The 24,892-nt window shown below is 64.1% G+C and carries 17 protein-coding genes, 2 tRNA genes and 1 other RNA gene; 9 read left to right on the forward strand and 11 right to left on the reverse strand.

The annotated features are described in order from the left end of the window. The first annotated feature begins 39 nt into the window (after positions 1-39). Positions 40-630, forward strand: coding sequence for a Slp family lipoprotein (locus tag ACVWWQ_RS03530; RefSeq protein ID WP_099651886.1), 591 nt, complete (start codon positions 40-42; stop codon positions 628-630). A 69-nt stretch (positions 631-699) separates the two neighbouring features. On the opposite strand, the gene ACVWWQ_RS03535 is transcribed toward ACVWWQ_RS03530, so the two are convergent. The 8 genes from ACVWWQ_RS03535 to ACVWWQ_RS03570 form a co-directional block, all read right to left on the reverse strand. After that, positions 700-1,044 carry a histidine triad nucleotide-binding protein gene (locus tag ACVWWQ_RS03535; RefSeq protein WP_133949951.1) on the reverse strand — a complete coding sequence of 115 codons (345 nt, stop codon included), beginning with the start codon at positions 1,042-1,044 and terminating at the stop codon, positions 700-702. A 24-nt stretch (positions 1,045-1,068) separates the two neighbouring features. Beyond that, positions 1,069-1,668 carry a recombination mediator RecR gene (recR, locus tag ACVWWQ_RS03540; RefSeq protein WP_133949949.1) on the reverse strand — a complete coding sequence of 200 codons (600 nt, stop codon included), beginning with the start codon at positions 1,666-1,668 and terminating at the stop codon, positions 1,069-1,071. Positions 1,669-1,716: 48 nt separating this feature from the next. Next, positions 1,717-2,040: a YbaB/EbfC family nucleoid-associated protein gene (locus ACVWWQ_RS03545; protein ID WP_099651883.1), complete on the reverse strand. Its 324-nt coding sequence runs from the start codon at positions 2,038-2,040 to the stop codon at positions 1,717-1,719. After that, positions 2,040-3,734 carry a DNA polymerase III subunit gamma/tau gene (dnaX, locus tag ACVWWQ_RS03550; protein ID WP_133949947.1) on the reverse strand — a complete coding sequence of 565 codons (1,695 nt, stop codon included), beginning with the start codon at positions 3,732-3,734 and terminating at the stop codon, positions 2,040-2,042. Before dnaX ends, ACVWWQ_RS03545 begins: the two co-directional genes overlap by 1 nt. Positions 3,735-3,817: 83 nt before the next feature. Then, positions 3,818-3,914: signal recognition particle sRNA small type (ffs, locus tag ACVWWQ_RS03555), an RNA gene on the reverse strand. 80 nt (positions 3,915-3,994) lie between these two features. Further along, positions 3,995-4,084 (reverse strand) — tRNA-Ser (locus ACVWWQ_RS03560). 282 nt (positions 4,085-4,366) lie between these two features. Further along, positions 4,367-5,125 carry an MBL fold metallo-hydrolase gene (locus ACVWWQ_RS03565; protein ID WP_099651881.1) on the reverse strand — a complete coding sequence of 253 codons (759 nt, stop codon included), beginning with the start codon at positions 5,123-5,125 and terminating at the stop codon, positions 4,367-4,369. After that, positions 5,122-5,853 (reverse strand): 3-deoxy-D-manno-octulosonic acid kinase, encoded by a 732-nt coding sequence (locus tag ACVWWQ_RS03570; protein WP_099651880.1) that lies wholly within the window; start codon positions 5,851-5,853, stop codon positions 5,122-5,124. The genes ACVWWQ_RS03565 and ACVWWQ_RS03570 overlap by 4 nt, the downstream gene beginning before the upstream one ends. 34 nt (positions 5,854-5,887) lie before the next feature. Here ACVWWQ_RS03570 and ACVWWQ_RS03575 point away from each other — a divergent pair, with 34 nt between their 5' ends. Beyond that, positions 5,888-6,940, forward strand: a complete 1,053-nt coding sequence (locus ACVWWQ_RS03575; protein ID WP_133949945.1) for a glycosyltransferase family 9 protein — start codon at positions 5,888-5,890, stop codon at positions 6,938-6,940. 79 nt (positions 6,941-7,019) lie between these two features. Here ACVWWQ_RS03575 and ACVWWQ_RS03580 read toward each other — a convergent pair whose 3' ends face one another. From ACVWWQ_RS03580 to hisS, 3 genes are all read right to left on the reverse strand, one after another. Continuing rightward, positions 7,020-7,418 carry a DUF6165 family protein gene (locus ACVWWQ_RS03580; RefSeq protein ID WP_099651878.1) on the reverse strand — a complete coding sequence of 133 codons (399 nt, stop codon included), beginning with the start codon at positions 7,416-7,418 and terminating at the stop codon, positions 7,020-7,022. 26 nt (positions 7,419-7,444) lie between these two features. Then, entirely contained in the window at positions 7,445-9,343 is a 1,899-nt protein-coding gene (locus ACVWWQ_RS03585) for an HAL/PAL/TAL family ammonia-lyase (RefSeq protein WP_457383300.1), read from the reverse strand. A gap of 85 nt (positions 9,344-9,428) precedes the next feature. After that, complete coding sequence (gene hisS, locus ACVWWQ_RS03590) at positions 9,429-10,817, reverse strand: histidine--tRNA ligase (RefSeq protein WP_133949941.1); 1,389 nt, start codon at positions 10,815-10,817, stop codon at positions 9,429-9,431. 167 nt (positions 10,818-10,984) lie between these two features. Here hisS and ACVWWQ_RS03595 point away from each other — a divergent pair. From ACVWWQ_RS03595 to ACVWWQ_RS03625, 7 genes are all read left to right on the forward strand, one after another. Then, positions 10,985-11,061: transfer RNA gene (locus ACVWWQ_RS03595), tRNA-Pro, on the forward strand. Between the two features lie 687 nt (positions 11,062-11,748). Further along, complete coding sequence (locus tag ACVWWQ_RS03600; protein ID WP_133949939.1) at positions 11,749-14,937, forward strand: TonB-dependent receptor; 3,189 nt, start codon at positions 11,749-11,751, stop codon at positions 14,935-14,937. An 83-nt stretch (positions 14,938-15,020) separates the two neighbouring features. Beyond that, complete coding sequence (locus tag ACVWWQ_RS03605; protein WP_133949937.1) at positions 15,021-17,420, forward strand: GH92 family glycosyl hydrolase; 2,400 nt, start codon at positions 15,021-15,023, stop codon at positions 17,418-17,420. A 160-nt stretch (positions 17,421-17,580) separates the two neighbouring features. Continuing rightward, complete coding sequence (locus tag ACVWWQ_RS03610) at positions 17,581-18,468, forward strand: endonuclease/exonuclease/phosphatase family protein (protein ID WP_133949935.1); 888 nt, start codon at positions 17,581-17,583, stop codon at positions 18,466-18,468. Positions 18,469-18,531: 63 nt separating this feature from the next. After that, entirely contained in the window at positions 18,532-20,400 is a 1,869-nt protein-coding gene (locus tag ACVWWQ_RS03615; protein WP_133949933.1) for a sugar-binding domain-containing protein, read from the forward strand. A gap of 6 nt (positions 20,401-20,406) precedes the next feature. Then, positions 20,407-23,169 carry a glycosyl hydrolase 2 galactose-binding domain-containing protein gene (locus ACVWWQ_RS03620; protein WP_133949931.1) on the forward strand — a complete coding sequence of 921 codons (2,763 nt, stop codon included), beginning with the start codon at positions 20,407-20,409 and terminating at the stop codon, positions 23,167-23,169. Between the two features lie 248 nt (positions 23,170-23,417). After that, positions 23,418-24,875, forward strand: coding sequence for a glycoside hydrolase family 125 protein (locus tag ACVWWQ_RS03625; protein WP_133949929.1), 1,458 nt, complete (start codon positions 23,418-23,420; stop codon positions 24,873-24,875). Positions 24,876-24,892: the final 17 nt, after the last annotated feature.

The raw sequence follows: 24,892 nt of genomic DNA on the forward strand, positions 1-24,892 counted from the left end.
CAACGGCACCGACCGTTGCCCATGTATGGAGAGATCCCCATGTCCCTGTACCGCCCACTGACCCTCGCCACAGCCATCGCCTTGCTGGCTGGCTGCGCGACGATTCCCAAACCGCTGGAAGGCACCTATACCGACGTGTCCACCGCGAGCGCGCAACAGGGCGGCGCTGGCGGCACCCACGTTCGCTGGGGTGGCGAGATCATCAAGACCGAGCCGGGCCCCCAGCAGACCTGCTTCTATCTGATGTCCCGCCCGCTCGACAGCCAGGCACGCCCGAAGGCGGGCAACAACGGCGAAAACCTGGGACGGTTCGTCGCATGCCGCAACGGCTTCTATGACCCGGAAGTGTTTGTACGTGGCCGCGAGGTGACCATCACCGGCACCCTGCACGGCACGATTTCGCAGAAGGTTGGCGATTACGACTATGCGTACCCGCGTGTGGAAGCCGATGTCGTCTACCTGTGGCCGAAACGGCCGGTGATCACGAATTATCCGCCGGGCTTTTACGACCCGTTCTGGGGACCGGGCTTCGGTCCGTACTGGGGTGGCTACCCATACGGTGGTTACGGCGGCTATTACCGCCCTCGGGTGATCGTGGTGCGTCCGCCGCCCCCGCCGCCGAAGAAGTAATCTCGGCTCATGAAAAACGCCGGCCTCGGGCCGGCGTTTTTCATCGCGTGAACACGCCTTTGGCGGCACTCAACCCGGAGGCCAATGGAGGCGCCGCCCGGCCAGCAGGTGGACATGCAGATGGAACACGGTCTGACCACCGTCTTCATTGCAGTTGATCACGGCGCGATAGCCCTGTTCGGCAAAGCCCTCCGCCCTGGCATAGCTGGCCGCGGCCAGCAAGAGCTTGCCAAGCAATTCCGCATCCGTGGCCAGCGCGTCGTTGAGCGTGGCGATCGGCTTCTTCGGAATGAACAGCACATGCACGGCGGCCTGTGGGTTGAGGTCGCGAAACGCCAGCACATCCTCGTCCTCGTAGACGATGTCGGCGGGAATTTCACGCCGGATGATCTTGCTGAAAATCGTGTCGCTCATGTCGGATCCCCTTGGGTCAAGACGTCAGTCCAGCAATTGCCGACCGCCGAACGCATGAGCCAGCGTGCTGCGATCAACGTATTCCAGTTCACCACCCAGCGGCACGCCATGCGCCAGCCGTGTGGGCCGCACGCCGCCCGCACGTGCCAGCTGGGCCAGGTAATGCGCGGTGGCTTCGCCTTCGACCGTGGGATTGGTGGCAATGATCAACTCCTCGATCTCGCCCTCGCTCAGGCGTTGGCTCAGCTGAGGCAGACCCAACTCCTCGGGTCCCAGACCATCGAGAGGCGACAGCCGCCCCATCAGCACGAAGTACTGACCACGATATCCGGTGGCCTGCTCGATCGCCGCCAGGTCCGTCGGTGACTCCACCACGCAAAGCACCTGATGATCACGGCTCGAACTGGCGCACAGCACGCACAGCGGATCCTCGCTGAAGTTGCGGCAGCGTTCGCAATGGCCGATGCGCTGCATCGCCTGTTCCAGCACGGCGGCAAGCTTCAAACCGCGATCACGCTCGCGCTCCAGCAGGTGGAACGCCATGCGCTGCGCACTTTTGCCGCCCACGCCGGGCAGGCAGCGGAGTGCTTCAATCAGTTCGGCAAGTAGTGGTGAGCCGCTCATGCTTGTCTCGATAGCGTGCGGGAACCCGTTGGCGGGCTCCCGCGTGTGTCAAAACGGCATCTTGAAGCCGGCCGGAAGGTTCATGCCGGAGGTAACGCCACCGAGTTTGTCCTTGCTGAGCTCAGCCACCTTGTTCACCGCGTCGTTGATCGCTGCGGCCACCAGATCCTCGGCCATTTCGGGATCGTCGGCGAAGGTTTGCCGGTCGATCTGCACACGACGCACTTCGTGCGCACCCGTCATCACCACGCTCACCAGACCGCCACCGGCACTGCCGGTGACTTCCAGCCTGGCGATCTCTTCCTGGGCGCGCTTCATGTCTTCCTGCATGCGCTGCGCCTGCTGCATCAGCTGACCGATCTGTCCTCTCATCACGTTGCTCCGGATTCGTTGTCAAAGGGCTTTATGGATTGCGGTACCACGCGCGCGCCAAAATCACGCTTCAGCGTCTGCACCAACGGGTCGTCCTCGATGGCCTGCTCGGCAGCCGCCTGCGCATTGCTGCGCGCCTGCGCGGCCCGAGCGGCCGGCGTTTGTGTCGCGGCTGCCTGATTCTGGCTGACAAAACGCAGACGAATGCGCTCATCCATCGCCTTGCTGATGCGCTCTTCCATCTGGCTGACCATCGGCTCGACCGCCATACCCATGTGCGCCGGCTGCAGGGCCAGCACGAGAGTCTGGCCATCGCGCTCACGCAACACCGCATTTTGTGCAAGTACGCCAAAGGGTCCACGCAAACCGGCGCGCTCGATCAGCGCATCCCAATCTGGCAGTCCGTTGGCATCGCTTGCCACCGGCGCAACCGGGGCAGCCGCAGCGGGCGGCGCGGGCGTAGGCGTGGCTGTCGAACGTGGGGCGGGAGCATCGGCCACGCGCGGCGGCGCGGCCGCCGGGCGGGTCGGCGCACTTGCGGAAGGACGTGCTGCGGGCGGCTGGCTGCCTGCCGGTGCCCGCTCGACGCGAGGCGCCGACGCATCGTCACCGGGCCGAAACGCCAGCATGCGCAGCAAGGCCATTTCGAAGCCCGTGCGCGCATCCGGCGCCAAAGCGATATCGCGGCGACCCGAGGTTGCAATCTGGTAGTACAGCTGCACGTCTTCCGGTGTGATCCGCCCGGCCAGCGACGACAAGGAGTTGTCATCCTCGCTTTCCTCGTCGGGGCGATATCCGGGAATCAGCTGGATCAACTGCAAGCGATGCAGCACGCTGGCGATGTCGTCCAGCACGCCGCCGAAATCCGGTGAATACGAAGCAATCTGTCGACACTCGACCAGCAGCCGCTCGCCATCGCCGGCTGCCAGCGCATCCAGTACACCAAGCACCTGGCCACGCGCCACGCTGCCCAGCATGGTGCGCACGTCATCTGCATGCAGCGCACCGCCGCCGTAGGCGATCGCCTGGTCCAGCAGTGACAACCCGTCGCGCAGCGAGCCGTCAGCAGCCCTCGCCAGTTCACCGATCGCGCTGTCTTCGTAGGCAATGTTTTCGGCACCAAGAATGTGCCGCATCTGGCCGGAGATCTGCTCCGGAAGCAACCGCTTCAGGTTGAACTTCAGGCACCGCGACAACACCGTCACCGGCAACTTTTGCGGGTCGGTGGTGGCGAGCAGGAATTTCACGTGCGGCGGTGGTTCTTCGAGGGTCTTCAGCAACGCGTTGAACGCGTTCTTCGACAGCATGTGCACCTCGTCGACCAGGTAGACCTTGAAGCGTCCCCGTGACGGTGCGTACTGCGCGTTCTCGATCACCTCGCGCACGTCGTCCACGCCGGTATTGCTGGCCGCGTCGATTTCCAGCAGATCGACGAAGCGCCCTTCATCCACCGCGACGCATACCGAACACTCGCCGCAAGGGTCGGCCGACTGGCCGCGCTCGCAGTTCAGCGACTTGGCGAAGATGCGGGCGATGGTGGTCTTGCCGACGCCGCGGGTGCCGGTGAAGAGGTAGGCGTGGTGCATGCGACCGGTATCAAGCGCATTGGTCAGCGCGCGAACCACATGCTCCTGCCCGACCAGCTCGGCGAACTTGCGCGGCCGCCATTTGCGGGCGAGTACTTGATAGGACATGGCTACCAACGTGGGGGCAAAGACCGATTGTGCCAAGTCGGGGCGGCCAAGTCAGTAACGCGGCACGTCCGAAATGGCGGCGGCCCCGCCAGCCACACCCCGGCACCCGAATCATTCGCTACCGTTGCTTCCTTCCGGACCTGGCGGAGTTTGCGAACTATCGTCGCGGGGGGACCGACGGGGCCACCATGGACGTCAAGCGATCACGCTTGCTGATTTGCTTCTGCGCCAGCTTCCGGCTGTCGCACTTGTCAGGAAACTGGCGGAGAGAGCGGGATTCGAACCCGCGATAGGTTTTACCCTATACACACTTTCCAGGCGTGCTCCTTCAACCACTCGGACACCTCTCCGCATATGCCATCCCGCCGCTTTCACGGCGGAATTGTTCGGCTCATCCTGAGCCTCACCTCTCACTGGGGTTCGGGGCTAGCCTGCGGCTGTCCCATTTCGTTCCAGACGAAACGGTTGAACCGGCGACAGGTTTACCCTGCACACAACTCCGGACCACCCCGAATCAACCACCCGGACACCTCTCCGCATGGCTGAAAACGCCTCTGCCGGGAATGACGCCACCCGACAAAGAAGCGGAAGGATAGCTGCAGGCCCGGATACAGGCAAGCGACGACGTCAATTCAGCCGGCATCGTCGCGGGGTGCCGAAGGTAGGGCGAGCGCCACGCGCTCACCGGTGCGGGCCACGCGGTAGCCACGTGCCGTCAGGGCTGCGCCATCGGCAGCGCTGCCGTAATGGTAGAGAACCATTTTCCGGCGCAGCGCTTCGGGATATTCCCGCTCGATGTCGTCGATGCCCGTATGCGAGGGATTGCCGACAAGGCTGCAGTCGTGGGCAATCAGGGCCGGACTCTCGGCATGGCGAACCAGCACCTCGGGGATCGGACGGGTGTCGCCGGTGTAGGCGAAGCTGCCGTCGAGCGCGAGACCATAGGAAGTTCCCGGCACGTGATGGCGGGTCGCGAACACGTCAAACCACAGTCCGTCCAGCCAGAAGCCACGCGTGCATGGAACCAGTCGAAACGCTTCCCAGAAGTTCACCCCACCCTCGGCCAGGGCGCCGGGATAGTCCGCCACCCGTGCCTGCAACCACGACATCAGGCCGGCATGAACGAACACGCGCGTGGTGCCACGCAGGCGCTCGTCGAACCAAAGCTTGATGAACAGGCGCTCCAGTCCGGCAACGTGATCCATGTGCGTATGGGTGATGAATATCGCCGATGGCAACGCGTCATACGCGGCCATGTAGCGATCCAGCGTGTCCGGACCGCAATCGATCAGCAGAAAGGGAAGGCCGTCGCGCTCGATCACTGCCGACGACGAACCCAGTTCCACCGCATGCGCCGCGCCGACGCCGAGAAAATTCAAATGCCAGTTCATGGATTGAGCGTACGCCGATAGCGATCCAGCAGGGGTTGCCAGACATCCTTTTCGAACACCGCTTCACCGCGATCCGCCGCACCAAGCTTCACCAGGGAACGCCGCAGACGCTGCAGGTTGGCCTGCTGCCAGGCTTCGGCTGGAGTCCGCATGCGTCCGCGATCGAAATCGATCAGATACAGCTGCGCCGATGTCACCAGGATATTGTGGGCATTGAGGTCGGCGTGCCACACGCCGGCTTGATGGAATCGCGCCACCAGTGCGCCAACCTTCCCGGCCAGTCCACCATCCAGTTGACCGGCGGCAAGGCACTCGGCCAGGGTCTGCGCACCGCCAATCCGGCGCGTGATCAGATCAGCGCGATATAGCAGGCCCCGTCGGCGATAGCGCGCCGCGACCGCCTCGGGCCCGGGCAAGCCCATGCGGGCAATCTCGGCGAGCAGACGAAATTCCTCGAACGGCCGGGTGCGTCGAGCGCCCATCCATACATAACGGTCGCCCATCAGCGCCGCGACCAGGCCGCCGCGCCGGTAATGACGCAATACGCATTCACCCGTCGACGTGGAAACGATCGCCACACCACCGCGACCTCCCGGCTGCGTCCGCAGTGCACCCTGCCCACGCCAATGATCGGGATCAAACCACTCGTGTCCGACTTGTGGTGACAGCGCCGCGTCGAACAAAATCGCGCCGGTGGCGTCGTTGTAGGTTCTTTCCTGCATCATCATGCCCGGTGACCGTACTCGATTCTAACCCAGGCCCATGACCCCGAACCCGACGACCACCTCGATCTGCCTGTTGCGCACCTCCGCCATCGGCGACGTCACCCATGTGGTGCCGCTGCTGCGCACCTTGCAGCGAACGGTGCCGGATGCCGCGATCACCTGGATCGTCGGCAAACTCGAACGCAAGCTGGTCGGTGATTTGGCGGGGGTGGATTTCGTCACGTTCGACAAATCTGCGGGCTGGTCCGGCATGCGCTCAGTCCACGCCGCGTTGCGCGGACGGCGGTTCGATGCGCTGCTGCAGATGCAGGTGGCCATGCGCTCCAACCTGCTGAGCCTGGGCATCAAGGCCGAGCGCCGCATCGGCTACGACCGTGCGCGCTCAAAAGACCTGCACGGACTGGTGATCAACGAACGCATCCCGGCGCGCCGCGGCGAACACGTACTGGATGCCATCGGCAGTTTCTGCGAACCCCTGGGAATGAAACAGACCGAGGTGCGTTGGGACATCCCGATTCCCGAGGAGGCCCACGCATGGGCCGCCGAACAATTGCCCGACGGTAACCCCATCCTGCTGGTCAGCCCCAGCTCCAGTCATGCGCTGCGCAACTGGCGGCCAGAGCGCTATGCCGCGGTGATGGACCACGCCGCCGCGCGCGGCTGGCGCGTGGTGCTGATCGGCGGTCCTTCGGCTGGCGAACGGGCGATGGCCGATGCCGTGCTGGCCGCCTGCCGGCGCACGCCGCTGGACCTGACCGGCAAGGACACCCTGAAGAAATTGCTGGCGATGTGCAGCCGGGCCCAGCTGCTGCTGACGCCCGACTCAGGCCCGATGCACATGGCCAACGCGGTAGGCACCAGGGTGCTGGGGCTGCATGCGGCGAGCAATCCCGATCGCTCCGGCCCCTACTCCGACCGCCGCTGGTGCGTGAACAAGTACGACGAGGCGTCGCGCAAATACCTTGGAAAACCCGCCAGCGACATTCCCTGGGGCAGCAAGATCGAGCAGCCGGGCGTGATGGACCTGATCGGCGTGGATGATGTGATCGAGCGGTTCGAGGCTGCTGCCCTGGACCTCAGGCTCTTGTAGGAGCCCGCTGGCGGGCGATGCTCTTGTCCTGGTCTCGCAAAAAGAGCATCGCCCGCTGGCGGGCTCCTACGGACAGCTGTCACACGGCGCGGTAATCCTGGTACGACTTTTCCTCGACCAACTGCGAACCCAGCTTGAGGTTGATCTCGCGCTTGAACGCGGCGCGTTCGTCGTTGCGGAAATAGACCGCGCGCGCCAGCTCGATGAACTCCTGATCGAACGCCTGCGCGCGCTCCTTCAGCCGGATCTTGTCCTCGATGTCCCACAGCAGTTCGTTGACCGCGAGCAGGCGGCCGCGCTCGTCGGAAATATCCGTCTGCGAAGCGGTGTCGTTGGCCCAAGTCGCGCTGAGCAGGTCCAGCTCGTTGCGCACATTGGCCAGCTTGGCGTCGTCGGTGATCCGCCGCGACTTGATTTCGAGGATGGTGATCTTGTCGATCAGTTCACCGTAGGACACCGGGGTCTGGATCAGGCTCATGGAATGCACTCTCTTGGAAGATTGAGTCAATGGGCGGCGCGGAACGCGCCCTGCTGCACGAGTGCACACACGGCACGCACATCACCGTCCATCGCGCGATCCCTGTGCATGAAGCCGATGTGCTCACGCACCACCGCATGCGCATTGCGCACGCTGACGCCGGCATGAAAGTCCCCGGCACCGGCCAATGCTGCGGCGAGTTGCTGCACTTCGGCCACGAATTGCTCGTAATGCGGCTGGCCTTCACGCGGCGCGTTGGCAACCTTCGCGGCCAGCGCCTGCCAGCCTCCGCGCGTGGCGAGGCGGCGTGCCGCGTTGAGCATTTCCTGGCGGTAGTCCAGTGCCTGCGCCGCGGTGTACAGCTCCAGCGCCAGCACGTGGCTGAGGTCGTCCATCATCTCCAGCACGTGGCGCGCCTCGTTCGCACCCATCGACACGTGGTCTTCGGCATTCGCGCTGGTCGGCACCGAATACACGCTGGCCGGATGCGCACGCGTGGCCAGGTCATTGACCAAGGCAGCGGCGGTGTACTGCACGATCATGAAGCCGGAATCGGTGCCGTCCTCGTTGCCGGTGAGGAAGGCCGGCAGCCCGTCGTTGGTGGCCGGGTCGACCAGCTTGTTGAGGCGGCGCTCGGAGATCGACGCCAGCACCGGGATCGCCGCCTTGACGTAACTCATTGCCAGAGCCAGCGGCATGCCGTGGAAGTGGCCGGCGGAGATCACCTGCTCCTCGATGAACTGCGCGTCCTGGTTGTCCGGAAAGATCAGCGGGTTGTCGGTGACCGAGTTCAACTCGATGTCGAACACGCGGCAGGCCTGCGCCCACGCGTCACGCACCGCGCCATGCACTTGCGGCATGCAACGCAGGCTGTAGGCATCCTGCGGCTGGTGCTTCTTGCCGCCCTTGAACGGCAGGAATCGTTGGTAGAACGCCTCGCGGCCATGGCGCTGGTTCGCCGGTACCCAGTCCCAGCCGATGTCAAAGCTGAGCGCCTGGTCGTCCGGTTCGCTCCACGCCTCGGCCGTCCAGGATTTGAAACGCGGCACCAGGTGGTACGGAATATCGAGCAGGGTGGATCCGGCCAGCCGTTCGCGCACGCGCTCGGCCACTTCCACCTGTCCGGGATGTGGTCGCAGGGCGTGCACTTCGGCGCGCAACGCGCCGCTGCGCCCGGCGAATGCGTCCAGCGTCATCGCCGCCGCCAGATCGGCGGTGTCCAGCAGATGCTCCAGCGTATCCAGCGCCAGCGTACCCGTCGCCAGCATCTGCGCGGTGCCATTGTTCAGCGCCAGGCCTTCCTTGAACGACAGCCGGATCGGGCTCAGCCCGGCGCGCTTCAGCGCTTCGGCACCGCTCATCCGTTCGCCGCGATAAAACGCCTCACCCCCACCGAGCAACACGATGGCCAGATGCGACAACGGCGCCAGGTCGCCGCTGGCGCCCACCGAGCCCTTCTCCGGCACCACCGGCACCACGCCGGCATTGAGCATCGCCGCCAACGCTTCCAGCGTGCTGACGCGAATGCCGGAGTGCCCGCGCATCAGGGTGTTGATGCGGATCACCAGCATCGCGCGCACCACGTCCTCGCCAAACGGTTTGCCCACGCATACCGCGTGGGTGATGATCAGGTTGTGCTGCAGTTCCTCCATCAACGTGCCTTCCGGCGCGTTGGCGGGATGGCTTCCCGGCAGCTCGTCGCGCACGCGATGCGCGCCGAGCAGCTTGTCGGCATTGCTGCCGAAGCCGGTGGTCACGCCATACGTGGGTTCACCGCAACTGACCTTCTCCGCCAGGAAATCCGCGGCGCGCTGCACCCGCCTGAGCTGGGTCTGATCCAGCGCCACCGGCGCCGCATGGCGGGCCACGGACACCAGTTGCGCCCGGGTCAGGCTGCTGCCGTCGAGAAGAATGGGTTCGCTCACCAAGGTTGCTCCAGAGATGTTCCAGCATCGGCCACCGGCGGCGTCCTTGCGGCAGGGCCGGTGGATAACAAAGCGTCGATGGCGCTCAACCCATCGCGGCGGCCTGTTCCAGCTCCACCCGCAAGGTCTTGATCAATTCGCCACGCGCCACCTCGAACTGGTCCTCGCGGCGCAAGTCTTTCACCGTCACCACATTCTTGGCGATCTCATCCTCGCCCAGCACGATCACGAAGCGGATACCGGCGCGGTCGGCGTACTTGAACTGCTTGCCCAGCTTGCCGCCTTCCAGCACCACCTCGGTAGCGATCCCGGCACCGCGCAACTCGCTGGCCAAGGCCAGATACGCCGGCAGTTGCGCTTCGTCCATCTGGGTCACCAGCACGTCAACCGTGCTCTTGGCGGTATCGATCAGGCCGGCATCGCGCAACTGCCAGTACAACCGGGTCAGCCCGATGGAAATGCCCACGCCGGGCAGGTGCGATTTGGTGTACTGGCCGGCGAGGTTCTCGTAGCGGCCGCCGGAACAGATCGAGCCGATCTGCGGATGGTCATTCAAGGTGGTCTCGTAGACCGTGCCGGTGTAGTAGTCCAGCCCGCGCGCGATCGACAGGTTCAGCGCGTACGCGGTTTCCGGTACGCCAAACGCATGAATCAGGTTGAGCACCTCTTTCAGCTCGGCGCGCCCCTGCTCCATCGCCTCCGGGCCGGGCCCCAACGCATCGAGCTTGTCCAGCGCATCCTGCAACGAGCTTGAGCGCACCTGCACGAAGGCGAGGATCTTCGCCGTCACGTCGGCACTGAGACCAAAGGTGTCGCCGGTGAGCGTGTCGCGCACGTAGTCGGCGCCGCGCTTGTCGAGCTTGTCCACTTCGCGCAGCACCAGCATCTGCTGTTCGGCATCGACCACGCCCAGGCTCTCGAAATAGCCGCGCATCAGCTTGCGATTGTTGAGGTGGATGGTGAACGGGCCGATGGCCAATTCACGAAACACACTGTGGATCACGGCCGGAATCTCGGCGTCGTAACGCACCGACAGCGCGTCCTTGCCGATCACGTCGATGTCGCACTGGTAGAACTCGCGGAAGCGTCCGCGCTGGGCGCGCTCGCCCCGATAGACCTTCTGCATCTGGTAGCGGCGGAACGGAAAGCTCAATCCGCGCTCGTGCTCGGCCACGTAACGCGCCAGCGGCACCGTGAGGTCAAAGCGCAGCGCCAGCTCGGGCATGCCTTCATCGACCTTGCCGGCCGCGTTCAACGCACCGGTGGATTGCACGAAATAAACCTGGCGCTCGGTCTCGCCACCGCTCTTGGTCAGCAGCACGTCGGAGTATTCGATCACCGGCGTCTCGATGGCCAGGAAGCCAAAACGCTCGTAATTGCGACGGATCACGTCGAGCATGCGCTGGAACGCGATCTGGTCGAGCGGCAACAGCTCGAGCACGCCGGGCATGGTGCGGGCCGGGGTAAGCGCCATGGAATCCTCTACTGACGATGGGGGGCATTCCATCGCGCGGCAGGCCGCACGACGGCAGCCGTCAAGATTAACAGAACGCCTGCCAGCTTCCCCAGCCATCCGATCGATCGTCTGACGCAAACCTGTTGCCAAGCTGTCGATCGACGATTAAGATACGCGGCTTCCCACGGGGTGTAGCTCAGCCTGGTAGAGCGCTACGTTCGGGACGTAGAAGTCGCAGGTTCGAATCCTGTCACCCCGACCAAGAAAAGTAACGACTTAGGCCACTCTCACCGAGTGGCCTTTTTCGTTTGTTCTGCAACCGCCCTGCACAAGCCTGCGGACATCGGAATCGCCCCGAATTGCGTGGAGGCTGTTTGCCAGGCCATCGTCGTGACGGCGCGACTGGCGAGTTGCCGTTAGTCATTTGCTTCAGCCTGCGCCGAAGGGATATGGCCGACGGATTCGGGCAGCCTGTGGTGAATCAGGCCGTCCAGTCCACCGTGGCAAGTTCCATGGTCTCCCTGAATTTTCCGTGGGCTGGGCAGCGGATCACTTCGGCTTTTTCCAGCAGACCTCGTTGAGTCTCTCTGCGGGCGTTCGGCACGGAACTGCCGGCTGGCCCCGATCCAGTGGAAAGCCCCCTCAAATCCCGGGGTGACTCGGGTCGCCAACAGCGCACGGTGCGTCGACACACGCATATCGGCCCTGCATCCGGTTATTTCCGGATGCACGTTTGCCACGTGATTATTTTTTGCGCCGCAGCGTGACATATCTCGGCTTCGGCGTTACTAATTCGCCACAGGGGGTTTAGATCGATCTAAACCAAATAATGCATCAGGTCGTGCCGTGGTTTCCGAAGGATGGATCCCGGCGTCAGGACTCGTTGGATACCGAAAATTTAGATCGATTCGGTTCTCAAGAACGCACACCATGATGGGGAGCACGGGATATGAGTTACCTGCCACACGTCTTTGCCCGCAAGCCGCTGTATGCCGCACTCGCCATGGCGACCATGTCGCTTGGAGCTTCTCTTGGGGTACCCGGCGTTGCCCTTGCGGCGCCGGCTGTCCCGCAAACTGCCTCCGCGACCAACTCGCCGCCGCCAGAACAAGCCTCCGACAGCGCGCAGGCGAAGCAGGTCGACAAAGACAAGAAGAAGGATGGACACCCCGCCAGGACCACCGAACTGCAGGCGGTTCAGGTCACCAGCTATCGCCAGTCGATCGACCAGAACGTGCAGGACAAGCGCGACGCCAATTCCATCGTCGAGGTCATCAACGCGCAGAACATCGCGCAGTTTCCGGCCAAGAACATCGCCGACGCGCTGGCACACGTGCCGGGCGTGGTCATCAGCCGCGAATCCGGCGAGGGCAAGACGGTCAGCATCCGCGGCCTCTCCCCCGAGCTGACGCTGACCGAGTTGAACGGCAACTACGTGGCCTCGGCCGATACCTCGGCCGGCCTGACGCGATCGTTCAACTACACGCTGATGCCCGCCAACATGTTCTCGGACATCAAGCTCTACAAGAGTCTGGAAGCACGCCTCGACGAAGGCGGCATCGGCGGCAACGTGGACCTGCGCACGCGTCGCCCGCTGGAAATGAAAGCGAATGACGGCTTCATTTCCCTCAACGGGGCCGGCTCGGACAACAGCAGCAGGATCACGCCGCAGGTGTCGGCGTTGTGGTCGTGGAAGAACAAGGACGACACCTTCGGTTTCCTGCTTGGCGGCTCGTACCAGAAACGCCGCGACGTCAGTTACACGGCCAATGCCTCGAGCTGGCACTGGTGGGACAACAACTGTACCGACAGCGCCACCTGCACCTCACCGGCAACCGACGTGCATGGCAACCCCTACAGTGCCGACGTGGCGCCCAATATCGCGCTGTGGTCCGGCGGCGGCGTGGTCGATCAGGCCGGCAAACAATATTCGGGCTACTGGATGCCCCAGCAGTTTTCCACCAGCCGCAATCAGCTGGATCTGAAAACCAAGGGCCTCCAGGCGACCATGCAGTTCAAGCCGACCGATCATCTGTTGTTGACCGGCAACTATTTCCGCTTCCAGCGCCAGCAGACACAGATCACCAATACCCTGGAAGTGCCCGAGTGGGGCCTGCCCAGCAACAACAATTTCGCCGATCAGCAGGGCCGACTGCTCGCCCCCAACGGCCTCACCTTCGACCCGTCGGGCACCGTGGTCACCGGTGCCAACTATGTGCTTCCGCCTGCTGGCCAGGGTTGCAACTCGACCGTTAATCCCAGCACCGGCGCGACACGTCAGGCGGTCGACGTGTGCTCAACCGAAATCCCGTGGTTGAACGGCAACTACTCTGTGGAAAAGGCCACCTCGCAGACCCTCAATATCGAGGGTGAATGGGATAACGGTGGCAACCTCAGCGGCGCGTTCAACGTCGGCCGCACCTGGGCGACCGGCGGTCCCTCCATCGAACTGGGCATGGCGGCCAAGCCGCGCAACTTCGTCAATGGCCAGTGGGTGGACGGCAGCAACGGGGCCGCATGGACGCTGAACGGCAGGCCGACCATCACGGCCTCGCCGGATGTGCTGCAGAACATGCTCGCCGGCGCGGGACAGGTGGACCTGGGCTCCACCGGCTCCAACATGGTCAACACCAGCAACTCGCAGAATTTCGCCCAAGCGGATTTCACCTGGGCATTCGATTCCGGCTGGATGCAGTCGCTGCAGTTCGGTGTGAAGTACCGCGACAACCATGCCCAGCAGCAGAACAACGAGCTGCGCTGGTACTGCAAGGGCACCACATCGAAATTCCAGACCTGCGACCCGTACGCCGGGCAGCTGCCGGCCGGCTTCCTGCAGGCCAACCCGCTCGACGGCAGCAACCATGCCTACAGCGACAACACCTTCCCGGCGATCAATTTCCCGGCCTACTACAACTATCTCAACTCGACCTACGACCGGGTGCTTTTCCAGCACCCCGAGGACAAGTCCTCGGTCCGGGAGAAAATCGCCGCGGCCTATGTGCAGGCGAATTTCGACACCGGCACGCTGCGCGGCAACGTGGGCCTGCGCTTTGTCAGCACCCAGCAGAACCTCACGGTCGCCGACCAGATCACCACCAACAACGCGGTGTATTACCACGATGGCAGCGGCAACATCCTGATCTGCCCGGCCTCCGGCAAGAACCTGGCCGGCGGCGCCTGTGCGCCGGGTGACTTCCAGTACCGGCCGAACGAAGAGGCCGTGGTGCAGACGTACTCCAACGCGTCCACTTCCAAGCGGTACAACAAGCTGCTGCCCAGCTTCAATATCGCGTGGAACCTGTCGGACAGTTTCGTGTTGCGCGCCGCCGGCTCGCAGGCGCTGGCCCGGGCCAACTACACCGATCTGGCCCAGCTTGGCAGCCTGACCTACAACAGCCAGGACTATTACAACGACCGCAAGCAGTTCGGCGCGCCCCTGCCCGGCTGGTACGGCAGCGGTGCCAACGCCGACCTGAAACCGTTCACCGCCACCCAGTTCGACCTGGCGGGCGAGTGGTATTACGGGCCCCATTCGGTGCTGGGTGTCGACCTGTTCCAGAAGAAAGTGAAGAACTTCGTGGTGCCGGTCACCGTCAACAACATCACGGTGAACGTCGGCGGCACGGAGGAGAACTTCCTGCAGTACAGCACCAATGCCAACGGCCGCTCGGGCACGTCCAAGGGTGTGGAGCTTTACGCACAGCACACCTGGAACTCGGGCTTCGGTTACATCGCCAACTACACGCTCAACAAGACCAACGAGACCCCGGTCTCGCTGGGTGACACACAGGTCGGCAAGTCGGAGCTGATCGGCAGCGCCAAATACGCGGCCAACGTATCGCTGTTCTACGAAAAGAATGGCCTGCTGCTTCGCGCCAGCGACAACTGGACCGGCCGCACCATGCTGGGCTTGTCGTCGGGCCTTCCCGTCTACGCACAGCCGTATCACCAGATCGATCTGAACGGTGACTACGAGTTCAACAAGCACTTCATGGTGACCGCATCGATCATCAACCTCACCAAGTCCACCCCGCATTCGTACCTGGGTGCGGACACACGGGCACGGTTGAACTCGCTGGAGTACTCCGGTCGCCAGTACTACCTCGGCATCACCTACAAATTCGGTGACGGCGGTTGAGCAAGCACTGACGGGGCCGGGCAAAACGCCCGGTCCCGTCACCGCCCGTGGATACACCCCCCGCTCCGCTGCAGGAAGATGTCATGACGTCCCCGTTCGCACGGCGTCCCCGCCGTGCCTTTTTTATCCTCGACCGGCGCCTCGCTCTCGGTGCGGCGCTGTCGATTCTCGCAACCGGATTCATCGGCACGAGCCTTGCGAAAGATTCCCAACCCACGGGTGCCGCGACCTCGGCGGTCGATGCAGCCAACCCGCTCGTCGGCACCGCGCCGCTGGATCAGCGGGCACTGATCGGCAACGCACCACCGCCAGGCGAACCGCTGTATTCGGGCATGACTTCACCAGGCGCAAGCCTGCCGCAAAGCTCCACTGAAGCGGCGCCGGTAAACATCAATGCCGACCTGAGCTTTGCCACCGGCGTGCCGGTGTCCTACGTCTACGACCGCCCGACCCTGTTCGGATTTACCGGCGGTGGCTCGACCTACGGGGCACGCGGCGCCCCGATGATCATGCCCGTGGTAGGCAACTGGAGCGTGCCGCCGGACTACACGCCGTCGTATTACGACAAGGCCAGCGAGAAGGCATCGCCCGGCTACTACGCGGTCGATCTTGCCGCTTTCCACACCCGTGTCGAGCTGACCGCGACGCAGTGGACCAGCCTGATGCGGTTTACCTTTCCCGCCAGCCACCGCTCGAACGTGGTGGTGAATCTGCGTCGTCCCGGTGGCGACGTGGAGGTGGTCGGTGACCGCACCGTTCGCGGCGTCGCCACCGACGGCAGCCGCAACGACGATGCCGACGGCCCCTTCTTCATCGCCGAGTTCTCGCGTCCGTTCGCCCGCTTCGGCACCTTCCACGCGAACCTCAGCGACAAGGGCGAAGGCCTCGGGGGCGAGGACGTGCAGGCCGAACGCCGCACGGTCTCCGGCAGCTATGCCGGTGCCTACGTCACCTTCGATACGCACGCTGGCGAGCAGGTGCTGGTCAGAGTGGCCCACGGCCACAGTGCAGCGGAAGCGGAACAGCGCCTGCATGCCGCCGACAAGAATTTCGACCAGGTGCATGCCAAGGCGCGCACGGCGTGGGCCCAGTTGTTCGACCGCGTCGACGTGAGCGGCGGCACGCCGAAGCAGCGTGCACTGTTCTACTCCACGCTCTATCACGCCTTCGCCAGCCCACGCCTGATCGCGCGCAAGGGCGAGCATTACACCGACGCGGAGGGTCACGTCCAACTCGCCGACTATGACCACTACGGCCCGGTGCCGTTCTGGGATACCGGCCGCAACCAGATCACCCTGCTGATGTTGCTGGAACCGAAGGTGGTGCAGGACATCATGCGTTCGGAGCTGGACCGGGCGCACGAGCGCGGCTACATGAACACCTCGTTCCACGGCGACCACGCGGTGTTTCTCTACGACGGCGCGTGGCAGCGCGGCATCAAGTTCGACTATGCCGCCGCGTATGAATCGCTGCGCAAGAACGCGATGGATCCGAAGGGGCCGCGCGGCTACCTGGCCGAGTACATCAAGAACGGCTGGATCGCCGACATCGTGCCGCCAGGCAACCCCAGCCCGCCCTACGCCGGCGGCAAGGCAGGCGTCGCCACCACGCTCGAGTACGCCTGGGACGATCATGCCCTCGCCGACATCGCGCGCCGGCTCGGCAAGAGCGACGACGCGGCGATGTTCGAACGCCGCGCCGCAAACTACCGCCACGTGTTCGATCCGTCGGTCGGCTTCATGCGCGGCAAGACCGCGGACGCTCAGTGGATCTCGCCGTTCGACCCGGCCGAGCCGTACTACAACTTCATGATGAAGGAAGCTTCGGGCTGGTCGACGCTGTGGCTGGTACCGCATGACGTAAAGGGCCTGATGACGCTGCTCGGCGGGCGCGACAAGTTCAACGCCAAACTCGACACCTTCTTTTCCACGCCCTACCAACCCAAGGGCATCTGCCGCGACTGCACCGGCGTGATCGGCCAGTACGTGCAAGGCAACCAGCCGGACCAGCAGGCGGCCTATCTCTACGCCTGGAGCGGGCAGCCGTGGAAGACGCAGGCGCTGACCCGCCGCATCCTCGCCGATTTGTACGGCAGCGACGCCACCGGTTACGGCTACCCCGGCATGGACGACCAGGGCTCCACCTCGTCGTGGTACGTGCTCAGCGCGATGGGTTTCTATCCGGTCGATCCGGCCAGCCCGGACTACATCATCGGCAGCCCGATCTTCGACAAGGTGCGCCTGCGCCTGGGCAACGGCAAGATCTTCGAGATCGTCGCGCGCAACAACTCGACCGCGAACAAATACATCCAGTCCGCGACGCTCAACGGCAAGTCGTGGACCAAGCCCTGGTTCAGCCATGCCGACATCGCCAACGGCGCCACGCTGATGCTCACGATGGGGCCAAAACCAAACACGGCCTGGGGCGCAGACCCGACTGCTGCGCCGCCTTCGATGTCAGACCATGACCAGGATTCCCGGTGACTGCTCGATGGATCGGGAGCATGCGAGGGACACCCCTGATCATGGGATGGAGACGACCCGCGTCCACCGTGGGGGTGAGGCGGCGCGGCGAAACATCGGCGTGGTGTTGACACCCGGCAAGACATCCGATCATCCCTCCACTTCCCCAAGGAGTTGCACCATGCACCTGCTGGCACGCCTACTTCTGATTTCAGGGCTCGCGCTCGTCGCCGGCACGGTCAACGCCGCCTCGCCGCCCAGCGCCAGCGCACATGACCTTCGCGTCATGACCTTCAACGTGCGTTACAGCGAGGCAAACGACGGTATCAATGCGTGGCCGCATCGGCGCGACCTGATGGTGCAGGTCATCCGCAAGGAACACCCCGATATCCTGGGGACGCAGGAGTTGCTCTTGCCACAGGCCGACTACCTGCAACAGCACCTGCTCGACTACACCTGGTTCGGCATGGGCCGCAATGGCAACGAGACCAACGAGAACGACAACGAGCACATGGGCGTCTTCTACGACAAGGCGCGCCTGAAGATACTCAAGTCCGGCAACTTCTGGTTCTCCGATACGCCGGACAAGCCAGGCAGCATGAGTTTCGGCCAACCGCTGCCGCGCATGGTCACCTGGGCGGCATTCCAGGATCGTCGCAGTGGCAGGCAGTTCTACTACTACGACACCCACTTTCCTTATCAGGATGGCAAAGAAGCCGAAGCGATCCGTGAGCGCTGTGCCACGGAAATCCTGCGGCGTCTGGCCCGGCTGCCCGCGTCGGTGCCGTTCATCCTCACCGGCGATTTCAACACCCGTCCTGAAAGCATGACGCATGCCGCCCTGACCAAGGTCCTGCACGACGCACGCATGTCGGCTCCGCGGCAGGAGGGTCCGGCGTCCACCTTTCACGGGTTCACCGGCCATGCGACCGACCGCATCGACTGGATCCTTTACCGCGGCATGACGGCCGACAGCGTTCGCACGATCACGATGCACGAGGGCAAGGTCTATCCGTCCGATCATTTCCCCGTGGTCGCCGATTTGAGTTGGGAGAGGACGCAGCCCTGACCACCCGGCAGCGAACCGCTGGCGGGAAAAGGCATCGGACCCACCTGTTTTGAGGAATACCGAATGACGTGCAACACCAAGCTGCCGCGCACCATCGTCTGGATGGCCATGACCATGGCGTTGGGAATGGGGCCGATGGCAATGGCCACCGCGACCAAGGCCGATGTCTGGGACGGCAAGGTCGCGCCCTTGGCCACGCCGTGGACGGCCGAGGTATCGCCCGACAATGCCTTGCCCGAATACCCGCGCCCGCAACTGGCTCGCCCGTCGCTGGAACATCCGCAGTGGATGAGCCTGAACGGCTTGTGGCAGTACACGGCCACCGATGGAGCATCCATCCCACTGTTCGGCCAGAAACTGAAAGGGCAGGTGCTGGTGCCCTACCCGATCGAATCGGTGCTTTCGGGCGTGCAGAAGCATGCCGATTTCATGATCTACCGCCGGCTGGTGGACGTTCCCGCGACCTTCACCGCCCATGGCCAGCACGTGCGGTTGAACTTCGGCGCGGTGGCGCAGGATGCCACGGTGTACGTCAACGGCAAGAAAGTGGCGAGTCATTTGGGCGGCTATACGTCGTTCAGCGCGGACATCACGCCGGCGCTTCGCCCGCATGGCGCGCAGGAAATCATCGTTGCCGTACACGCGCCGGTGGATGGCGCCAACGTGATGGTCGGCAAGCAACGACTGAAGCCCGAGGGCATCTTCTACACCGCCGCGTCCGGCATCTGGCAGTCGGTGTGGCTGGAACCCGTACCGGCCACCAGCCTGGCGCAACTGAGCTTCACGCCGACGCCCAGTCTCGATGCCTTCACCGTGACGTCGACAGTGCACGGCAGCGCCGCCCACGCCATGTTGCATGTCACCGCCTATGCCGGCGCCAAGTCCGTCGGCGACGCCGAGGGGCCAGCCGACAAACCCCTGCATCTGGCCATTGCGAATCCGCGTCCATGGAGTCCGCAGGATCCGTTCCTGTACACCTTCAAGGCCACCCTCACGCAAGGTGATCAACATGACGCGGTAACCAGCTATGCGGGCCTGCGCACGATCGGCATCAGGAAAGCGGGCGGGCTCAACCGTATCGTGCTGAACGGCAAGACGACCTTCCTGCTGGCCACACTGGACCAGGGCTACTGGCCCGACGGCGTCTACACCGCCCCCACCGACGCGGCGCTGAAGTTCGACATTCAGAAGACGAAGGACCTCGGCTTCAACACCATCCGCAAGCACATCAAGGTGGAACCGGCGCGCTGGTACTACTGGGCCGACCGCATCGGCCTGATGGTCTGGCAGGACATGCCGGCGCTGCCGACCGGGAGCAACGACAAGCTCAACGGTGCCGACAAGGCTCGATTCCGCGCCGACGTCACGGCCATCGTCGAGCAACTGAAGGGCGACACCTCGATCATCGGCTGGATCCCGTTCAACGAGGGCTGGGGCCAGTGGAGCATTCCAGCCGCCGCCGAGCTGGCGACGCAGATCAAGCAACTCGACCCCTCACGCCTGGTCGATGCGCGCAGCGGCGCCAACTGCTGCGACACCAAGGGCGATCCGCATGCCGGAGACATCATCGACGTGCACGACTATCAGGGCCCCGGCCTGCCCCATCCGGATGCCACGCGCGCCTCGATGGATGGCGAGCACGGCGGCCTGACGCTGGGCGTTCCCGGGCACGTATGGCCCAACACACCGATCAACCCGTACGGCGACGTGAAAGACAAGGCCGCGCTCAACGCCGGCTACGTCGCCAACACCGCTGTACTGCGCGACAAGGGCCCGGCCATTGGCGTGTCCGGCAGCGTCTACACCCAGATCACCGATGTCGAGGGCGAGCACAACGGGCTGTACACCTACGACCGCAAGGTCGAAAAAGTGGACGAAGCCCGAGTGCGCGCGATCAACGAGGCAACAATACGCGCCGGAGGGCAACCCTGAGGCTCCATGAACCCGACATCGAAGCACTTCTTCGCGGCGCATGATCGCCCGTCGGCCCGGGCACAACGAATCCGCGCCTGGGCGCGGGTGCTGCTCGTGGGCACATGTCTGATCGGCACTACGTGTGCTTCGGCCACTGAATCGCGCACACTGGATCAAGGCTGGCAGGTACGTCTTGCGGCGAATGCCACCGCGTCTCGGAAGAAACACCCGGAAGCCACACGCTGGATCGCGGCGACGGTGCCCGGCAGCGTCCAGCTGGATCTGCTGCATGCCGGATTGATCCCCGACCCGTATCGGCGCGACAACGAAGCGAGCCTGCAATGGATCGGCCTGGCTGACTGGGACTACCGCCTCACGTTCAAGGTGGATGCGGCCACGCTGGCGAGCGATCACGTCGATCTCGTGTTCAACGGCCTGGATACGTTCGCCGAAGTACGCCTCAACGGGAAGAAGCTGCTCGTCACGGACAACATGTTTCGGCGCCGGCGGATTCCGGCGAAGAACACGCTGCATGTCGGCGACAACACACTCACCGTCTCACTGCACTCGCCAATCACCAAGCTGCAGCCGTGGCTGCTGAAACAGCCGTACGCGTTGCCTGGCGAGTTCGATTCGGCGTTTGGCGACGAACCGACGGGAAAACAGACGTCCAATTACGTGCGCAAGGCGAACTATCAATACGGCTGGGACTGGGGTCCCCGCTTCATCACCGAGGGCATCTGGCAACCCGTGGCGCTGGAGAGCTGGGACACGCTTCGCCTCACCGACCTGCATATCGCCCAGCAACACGTCGATGCGGACAGCGCAAGGCTGCTGGCGCAGTTGGCGGTCTCGGCCGACCATGCCGGCAAGGCCACACTGCGGTTACGCTGGCGCGCGCCGGACGGTCGCCGCGGTGAAACTTCCGCCGATGTCGCGCTGCAGTCAGGCGAGAATGCGTTGTCGGTACCGCTGACCATCGAGCACCCGCAACGCTGGTGGCCGGTCGGTTACGGCAAGCCCGACCTCTACACGTTCCATGCCGACGTGCTGCTGGGCGGCCGGGTGCTGGCCAAAGCCGACCGCGAGACCGGCCTGCGCAGCGTCGAACTGCGTCGCGAAAAGGACCGCTGGGGCCGCAGCTTCGCGTTCGTGGTGAACGACGTGCCGATCTTCGCCAAGGGCGCCAACCTGATTCCGTTCGACAGCTTCCCATCGCGTGTCACCGACGCACAGATGCGCCAGGTGCTCGGCTCCGCCCGCGACGCCAACATGAACATGCTGCGCGTGTGGGGCGGCGGCACCTACCTGCCCGACGCCTTCTACGCGATGGCCGACCGGATGGGTTTGATGGTCTGGCAGGACTTCATGTTCGGCGGCGCGATCCCGCCCTACGACGCTGCCTTCCGCGACAACGTGAAACAGGAGGCGATCGAACAGGTGACGCGCCTGCGCGACCATCCGTCGATCGTGCTCTGGTGCGGCAACAACGAGGTGCAGACCGGCTGGGAGTCGTGGCCGGATCGGGCTGCCTTCCGCAAGCAGGCCGGCGCGGTCGAGACGGCGAAAGTGGAACAGGGCATGCGCGAGCTGTTCGACCACACCTTGCGCGAGGTGGTGCAGCGCGAACAGCCTGACGTGCCGTACTGGGCCACCACGCCCGGCACCGACATGCAGGGACCGGCCAACATTCCCGACGATGGCGACATGCATTACTGGGACGTGTGGTCGGGCGAGGCCAAGCCGGCCGAGGCCTACCTAGACGTCACGCCGCGCTTCCAGTCCGAGTACGGATTGCAGTCGATGCCGGTGATGCAGACGATCCGCGCGTTCGCCGACCCGGGCGACCTGTCGGTAGATTCGAAAGTGATGCGCGCGCATCAGAAATACGACAAGGGCAACGGCAACGATCGCCTGCTCAAGTACATCCGTCGCGGCTATGGCGAGCCGAAGGACTTCGCCAGCTTTGTCTACCTGAGCCAGCTGATGCAGGCCGACGGCATCGAGCTGGCGGTGGATCACCTGCGCAGCCAGCGTCCGCGCACGATGGGTTCGCTGTACTGGCAGCTCAACGACGTATGGCCCGGCGCCTCGTGGTCGAGCATCGACTGGTACGGCCGCTGGAAGGCGCTGCAGTTTCACGCGCGGCGCTTCTATGCGCCGGTGCGGGTGGCACCGATCCGCCAGCATGGGAGCACCGCGGTATATCTGATTTCCGACCGCACCCAGCCCATCGACGCACAACTGCGCGTTCGGGTGATGTCGATGGACGGCATCGTTCGCTACGACCACACCAGTGCGACGACGTTGGTCCCGCTGGCCAGCACCCGCGTGATGGATGTGGCGGATGCCGCGCTGCTGCACGGTGGCAACCCCGCTGACACCATCGCCGTGTTCGAACTGCTGCATGACGGCCAGCCGCTGTCGCGACACTTGCTGTACTTCGCACTCCCGCCCGAACTGCACCTGCCGGATCCCGAGCTCAGCGGGCGCCTGGCCACCCACGGTGACGGTTACCGACTGACGATCGAGGCGAAACGGTTTGCGCGAGGTGTCTGGATCGACTTCGGCGACCTCGATGCCACGCTCTCGGACAACGCCTTCGACCTGCTGCCGGGCCAGTCGATGACGCTGGACGTGCACAGCGATGCGTCCATCGATGCGCTGCGTACCGCCCTGCACCTTCACTCGCTCGTCAACGCCATTTCGAGTCCCGCCGACCGGGGTCAGGCAGACCCTCGGCCGGATCAGGCTGCTTCGTCACGGATCGCCGCCGGGCGAAAGTGATCTTTGATGCATCGCAGCATGTGCCGGACTGCGCAAGATTTAGATCGATTCAAATTTAACGCTGAAAAATGCCGCGGCGCAACGACACGCACCATGGAAATGCTTTAGCTTCAACGTATTGACCCAGTCGAGGCGAAGGCAAACATGCAAGCCTGCGCCTCGAAATGCCGCACTGCACGGAAACCCCGTCAACCGCTCTTCCGCCACCACCGCCCCAGATTCCCCCCGACGCCACACGAGAGCCGCCGATGCCGATCCAGACCAGCCGACGCGACCTGCTGAAGATGTTTGCCGTTGCCTCGGGCAGCGCGATGTTCGGTGCGCTGCCCGCGATGTCACGCGCCGTACCCGCCTCTTCCGGACGATTCACCAGCCGACGCCCGCCACTCGCCCAGCGCAAGTTCACGAGCGCCGCGGTGGAAGCGCAGATCATCCGCACCAAGGCGGCCATCGGTGACCCCGAGCTCGCATGGCTGTTCGAGAATTGCTACCCGAACACGCTCGACACCACGGTCAACATCGGCACGCTCGACGGCAAGCCGGATACCTTCATCGTCACCGGCGACATCGACGCGATGTGGATGCGCGATTCCTCCGCGCAAGTGTGGCCGTATCTGCCGCTGGCGCCGAAGGATCCGGCACTGCAGAAACTGTTCGTCGGCCTGATCCACCGCCATGCGCGCTGCATCGCCATCGATCCCTACGCCAACGCTTTCATGCCTGATCCCACGGCACGCACGAATCTGGACTGGTCGCAAAGCGATATCACCGACATGCGTCCCGGCGTGGCAGAGCGCAAATGGGAAATCGATTCGCTGTGCTATCCGATCCGCCTCGCGCATGGCTACTGGAAGACCACCGGCGACACCACGCCGTTCGACAACGACTGGCGCGCCGCCATGCACACGGTGCTGACGACCTTCCGCGTGCAGCAGCGCAAGGACGGTCCCGGCCCGTACCATTTTCAGCGCAACTCGCCCCGTGCCAGCGAGAATCCGCCGCTGGACGGCTACGGCAATCCCGCCAAGCCGGTCGGGATGATCTTCTCGATGTTCCGTCCGTCCGACGATGCCTGCCTGTATCCGCTGTTCGTGCCGGCGAACTTCTTCGCGGTGACCTCCCTGCGCCAGCTGGCCGAGATGTCGCAGGCGATCCATCACGACAAGGCGTTCGCCGATGACTGCCGCGCGCTGGCCGATGAAGTGGAGGCTGCGCTGAAAAAATATGCCGTGATGCACGACGACCATGGCAAGGATATCTGGGCCTACGAGGTCGACGGGTTCGGCAATCAGCTGTTCATGGACGATGCCAACGCACCGAGCCTGTCGAGCATGGCGTATCTGGGCGCGATGCCGATGGACGATCCGACCTACCGCCGCACCCGCGCGCTGGCATGGAGCCCTCGCAATCCGTATTTCTTCAGCGGCAGCGCCGCCGAAGGCATCGGCGGACCGCACGAGGGCTTGCGCATGATCTGGCCGATGTCGCTCACCATGCGTGCACTCACCACGCACGATGCCGGCGAGATCCGCCAAAGCCTGCACTGGTTGAAAACCACCCACGCCGGCACCGGTTTCATGCATGAAGCCTTCGATCAGGACGACCCGAAGAAATTCACACGCGCGTGGTTCGCCTGGGCCAACACGCTGTTCGGCGAACTGATCGTCGAGCTGTCCCAGCGTCAACCCGAACTTCTGCGTGCCTGAGCCGACCACTTCACCGT

The organism is Rhodanobacter sp. TND4EL1 (genome assembly GCF_054061035.1).

Excerpts from the sequence above, each read along its gene's own strand:
- recR (WP_133949949.1), bottom strand. The coding sequence starts at position 1,668 with ATGAGCGGCTCACCACTACTTGCCGAACTGATTGAAGCACTCCGCTGC.
- ACVWWQ_RS03625 (WP_133949929.1), top strand. The coding sequence starts at position 23,418 with ATGCCGATCCAGACCAGCCGACGCGACCTGCTGAAGATGTTTGCCGTT.
- ACVWWQ_RS03615 (WP_133949933.1), top strand. The coding sequence starts at position 18,532 with ATGACGTGCAACACCAAGCTGCCGCGCACCATCGTCTGGATGGCCATG.
- ACVWWQ_RS03570 (WP_099651880.1), bottom strand. The coding sequence starts at position 5,853 with ATGATGATGCAGGAAAGAACCTACAACGACGCCACCGGCGCGATTTTG.
- ACVWWQ_RS03545 (WP_099651883.1), bottom strand. The coding sequence starts at position 2,040 with ATGAGAGGACAGATCGGTCAGCTGATGCAGCAGGCGCAGCGCATGCAG.
- ACVWWQ_RS03605 (WP_133949937.1), top strand. The coding sequence starts at position 15,021 with ATGACGTCCCCGTTCGCACGGCGTCCCCGCCGTGCCTTTTTTATCCTC.
- ACVWWQ_RS03575 (WP_133949945.1), top strand. The coding sequence starts at position 5,888 with ATGACCCCGAACCCGACGACCACCTCGATCTGCCTGTTGCGCACCTCC.
- ACVWWQ_RS03620 (WP_133949931.1), top strand. The coding sequence starts at position 20,407 with ATGAACCCGACATCGAAGCACTTCTTCGCGGCGCATGATCGCCCGTCG.
- ACVWWQ_RS03535 (WP_133949951.1), bottom strand. The coding sequence starts at position 1,044 with ATGAGCGACACGATTTTCAGCAAGATCATCCGGCGTGAAATTCCCGCC.
- ACVWWQ_RS03580 (WP_099651878.1), bottom strand. The coding sequence starts at position 7,418 with ATGAGCCTGATCCAGACCCCGGTGTCCTACGGTGAACTGATCGACAAG.
- dnaX (WP_133949947.1), bottom strand. The coding sequence starts at position 3,734 with ATGTCCTATCAAGTACTCGCCCGCAAATGGCGGCCGCGCAAGTTCGCC.
- ACVWWQ_RS03610 (WP_133949935.1), top strand. The coding sequence starts at position 17,581 with ATGCACCTGCTGGCACGCCTACTTCTGATTTCAGGGCTCGCGCTCGTC.
- hisS (WP_133949941.1), bottom strand. The coding sequence starts at position 10,817 with ATGGCGCTTACCCCGGCCCGCACCATGCCCGGCGTGCTCGAGCTGTTG.
- ACVWWQ_RS03600 (WP_133949939.1), top strand. The coding sequence starts at position 11,749 with ATGAGTTACCTGCCACACGTCTTTGCCCGCAAGCCGCTGTATGCCGCA.
- ACVWWQ_RS03565 (WP_099651881.1), bottom strand. The coding sequence starts at position 5,125 with ATGAACTGGCATTTGAATTTTCTCGGCGTCGGCGCGGCGCATGCGGTG.
- ACVWWQ_RS03530 (WP_099651886.1), top strand. The coding sequence starts at position 40 with ATGTCCCTGTACCGCCCACTGACCCTCGCCACAGCCATCGCCTTGCTG.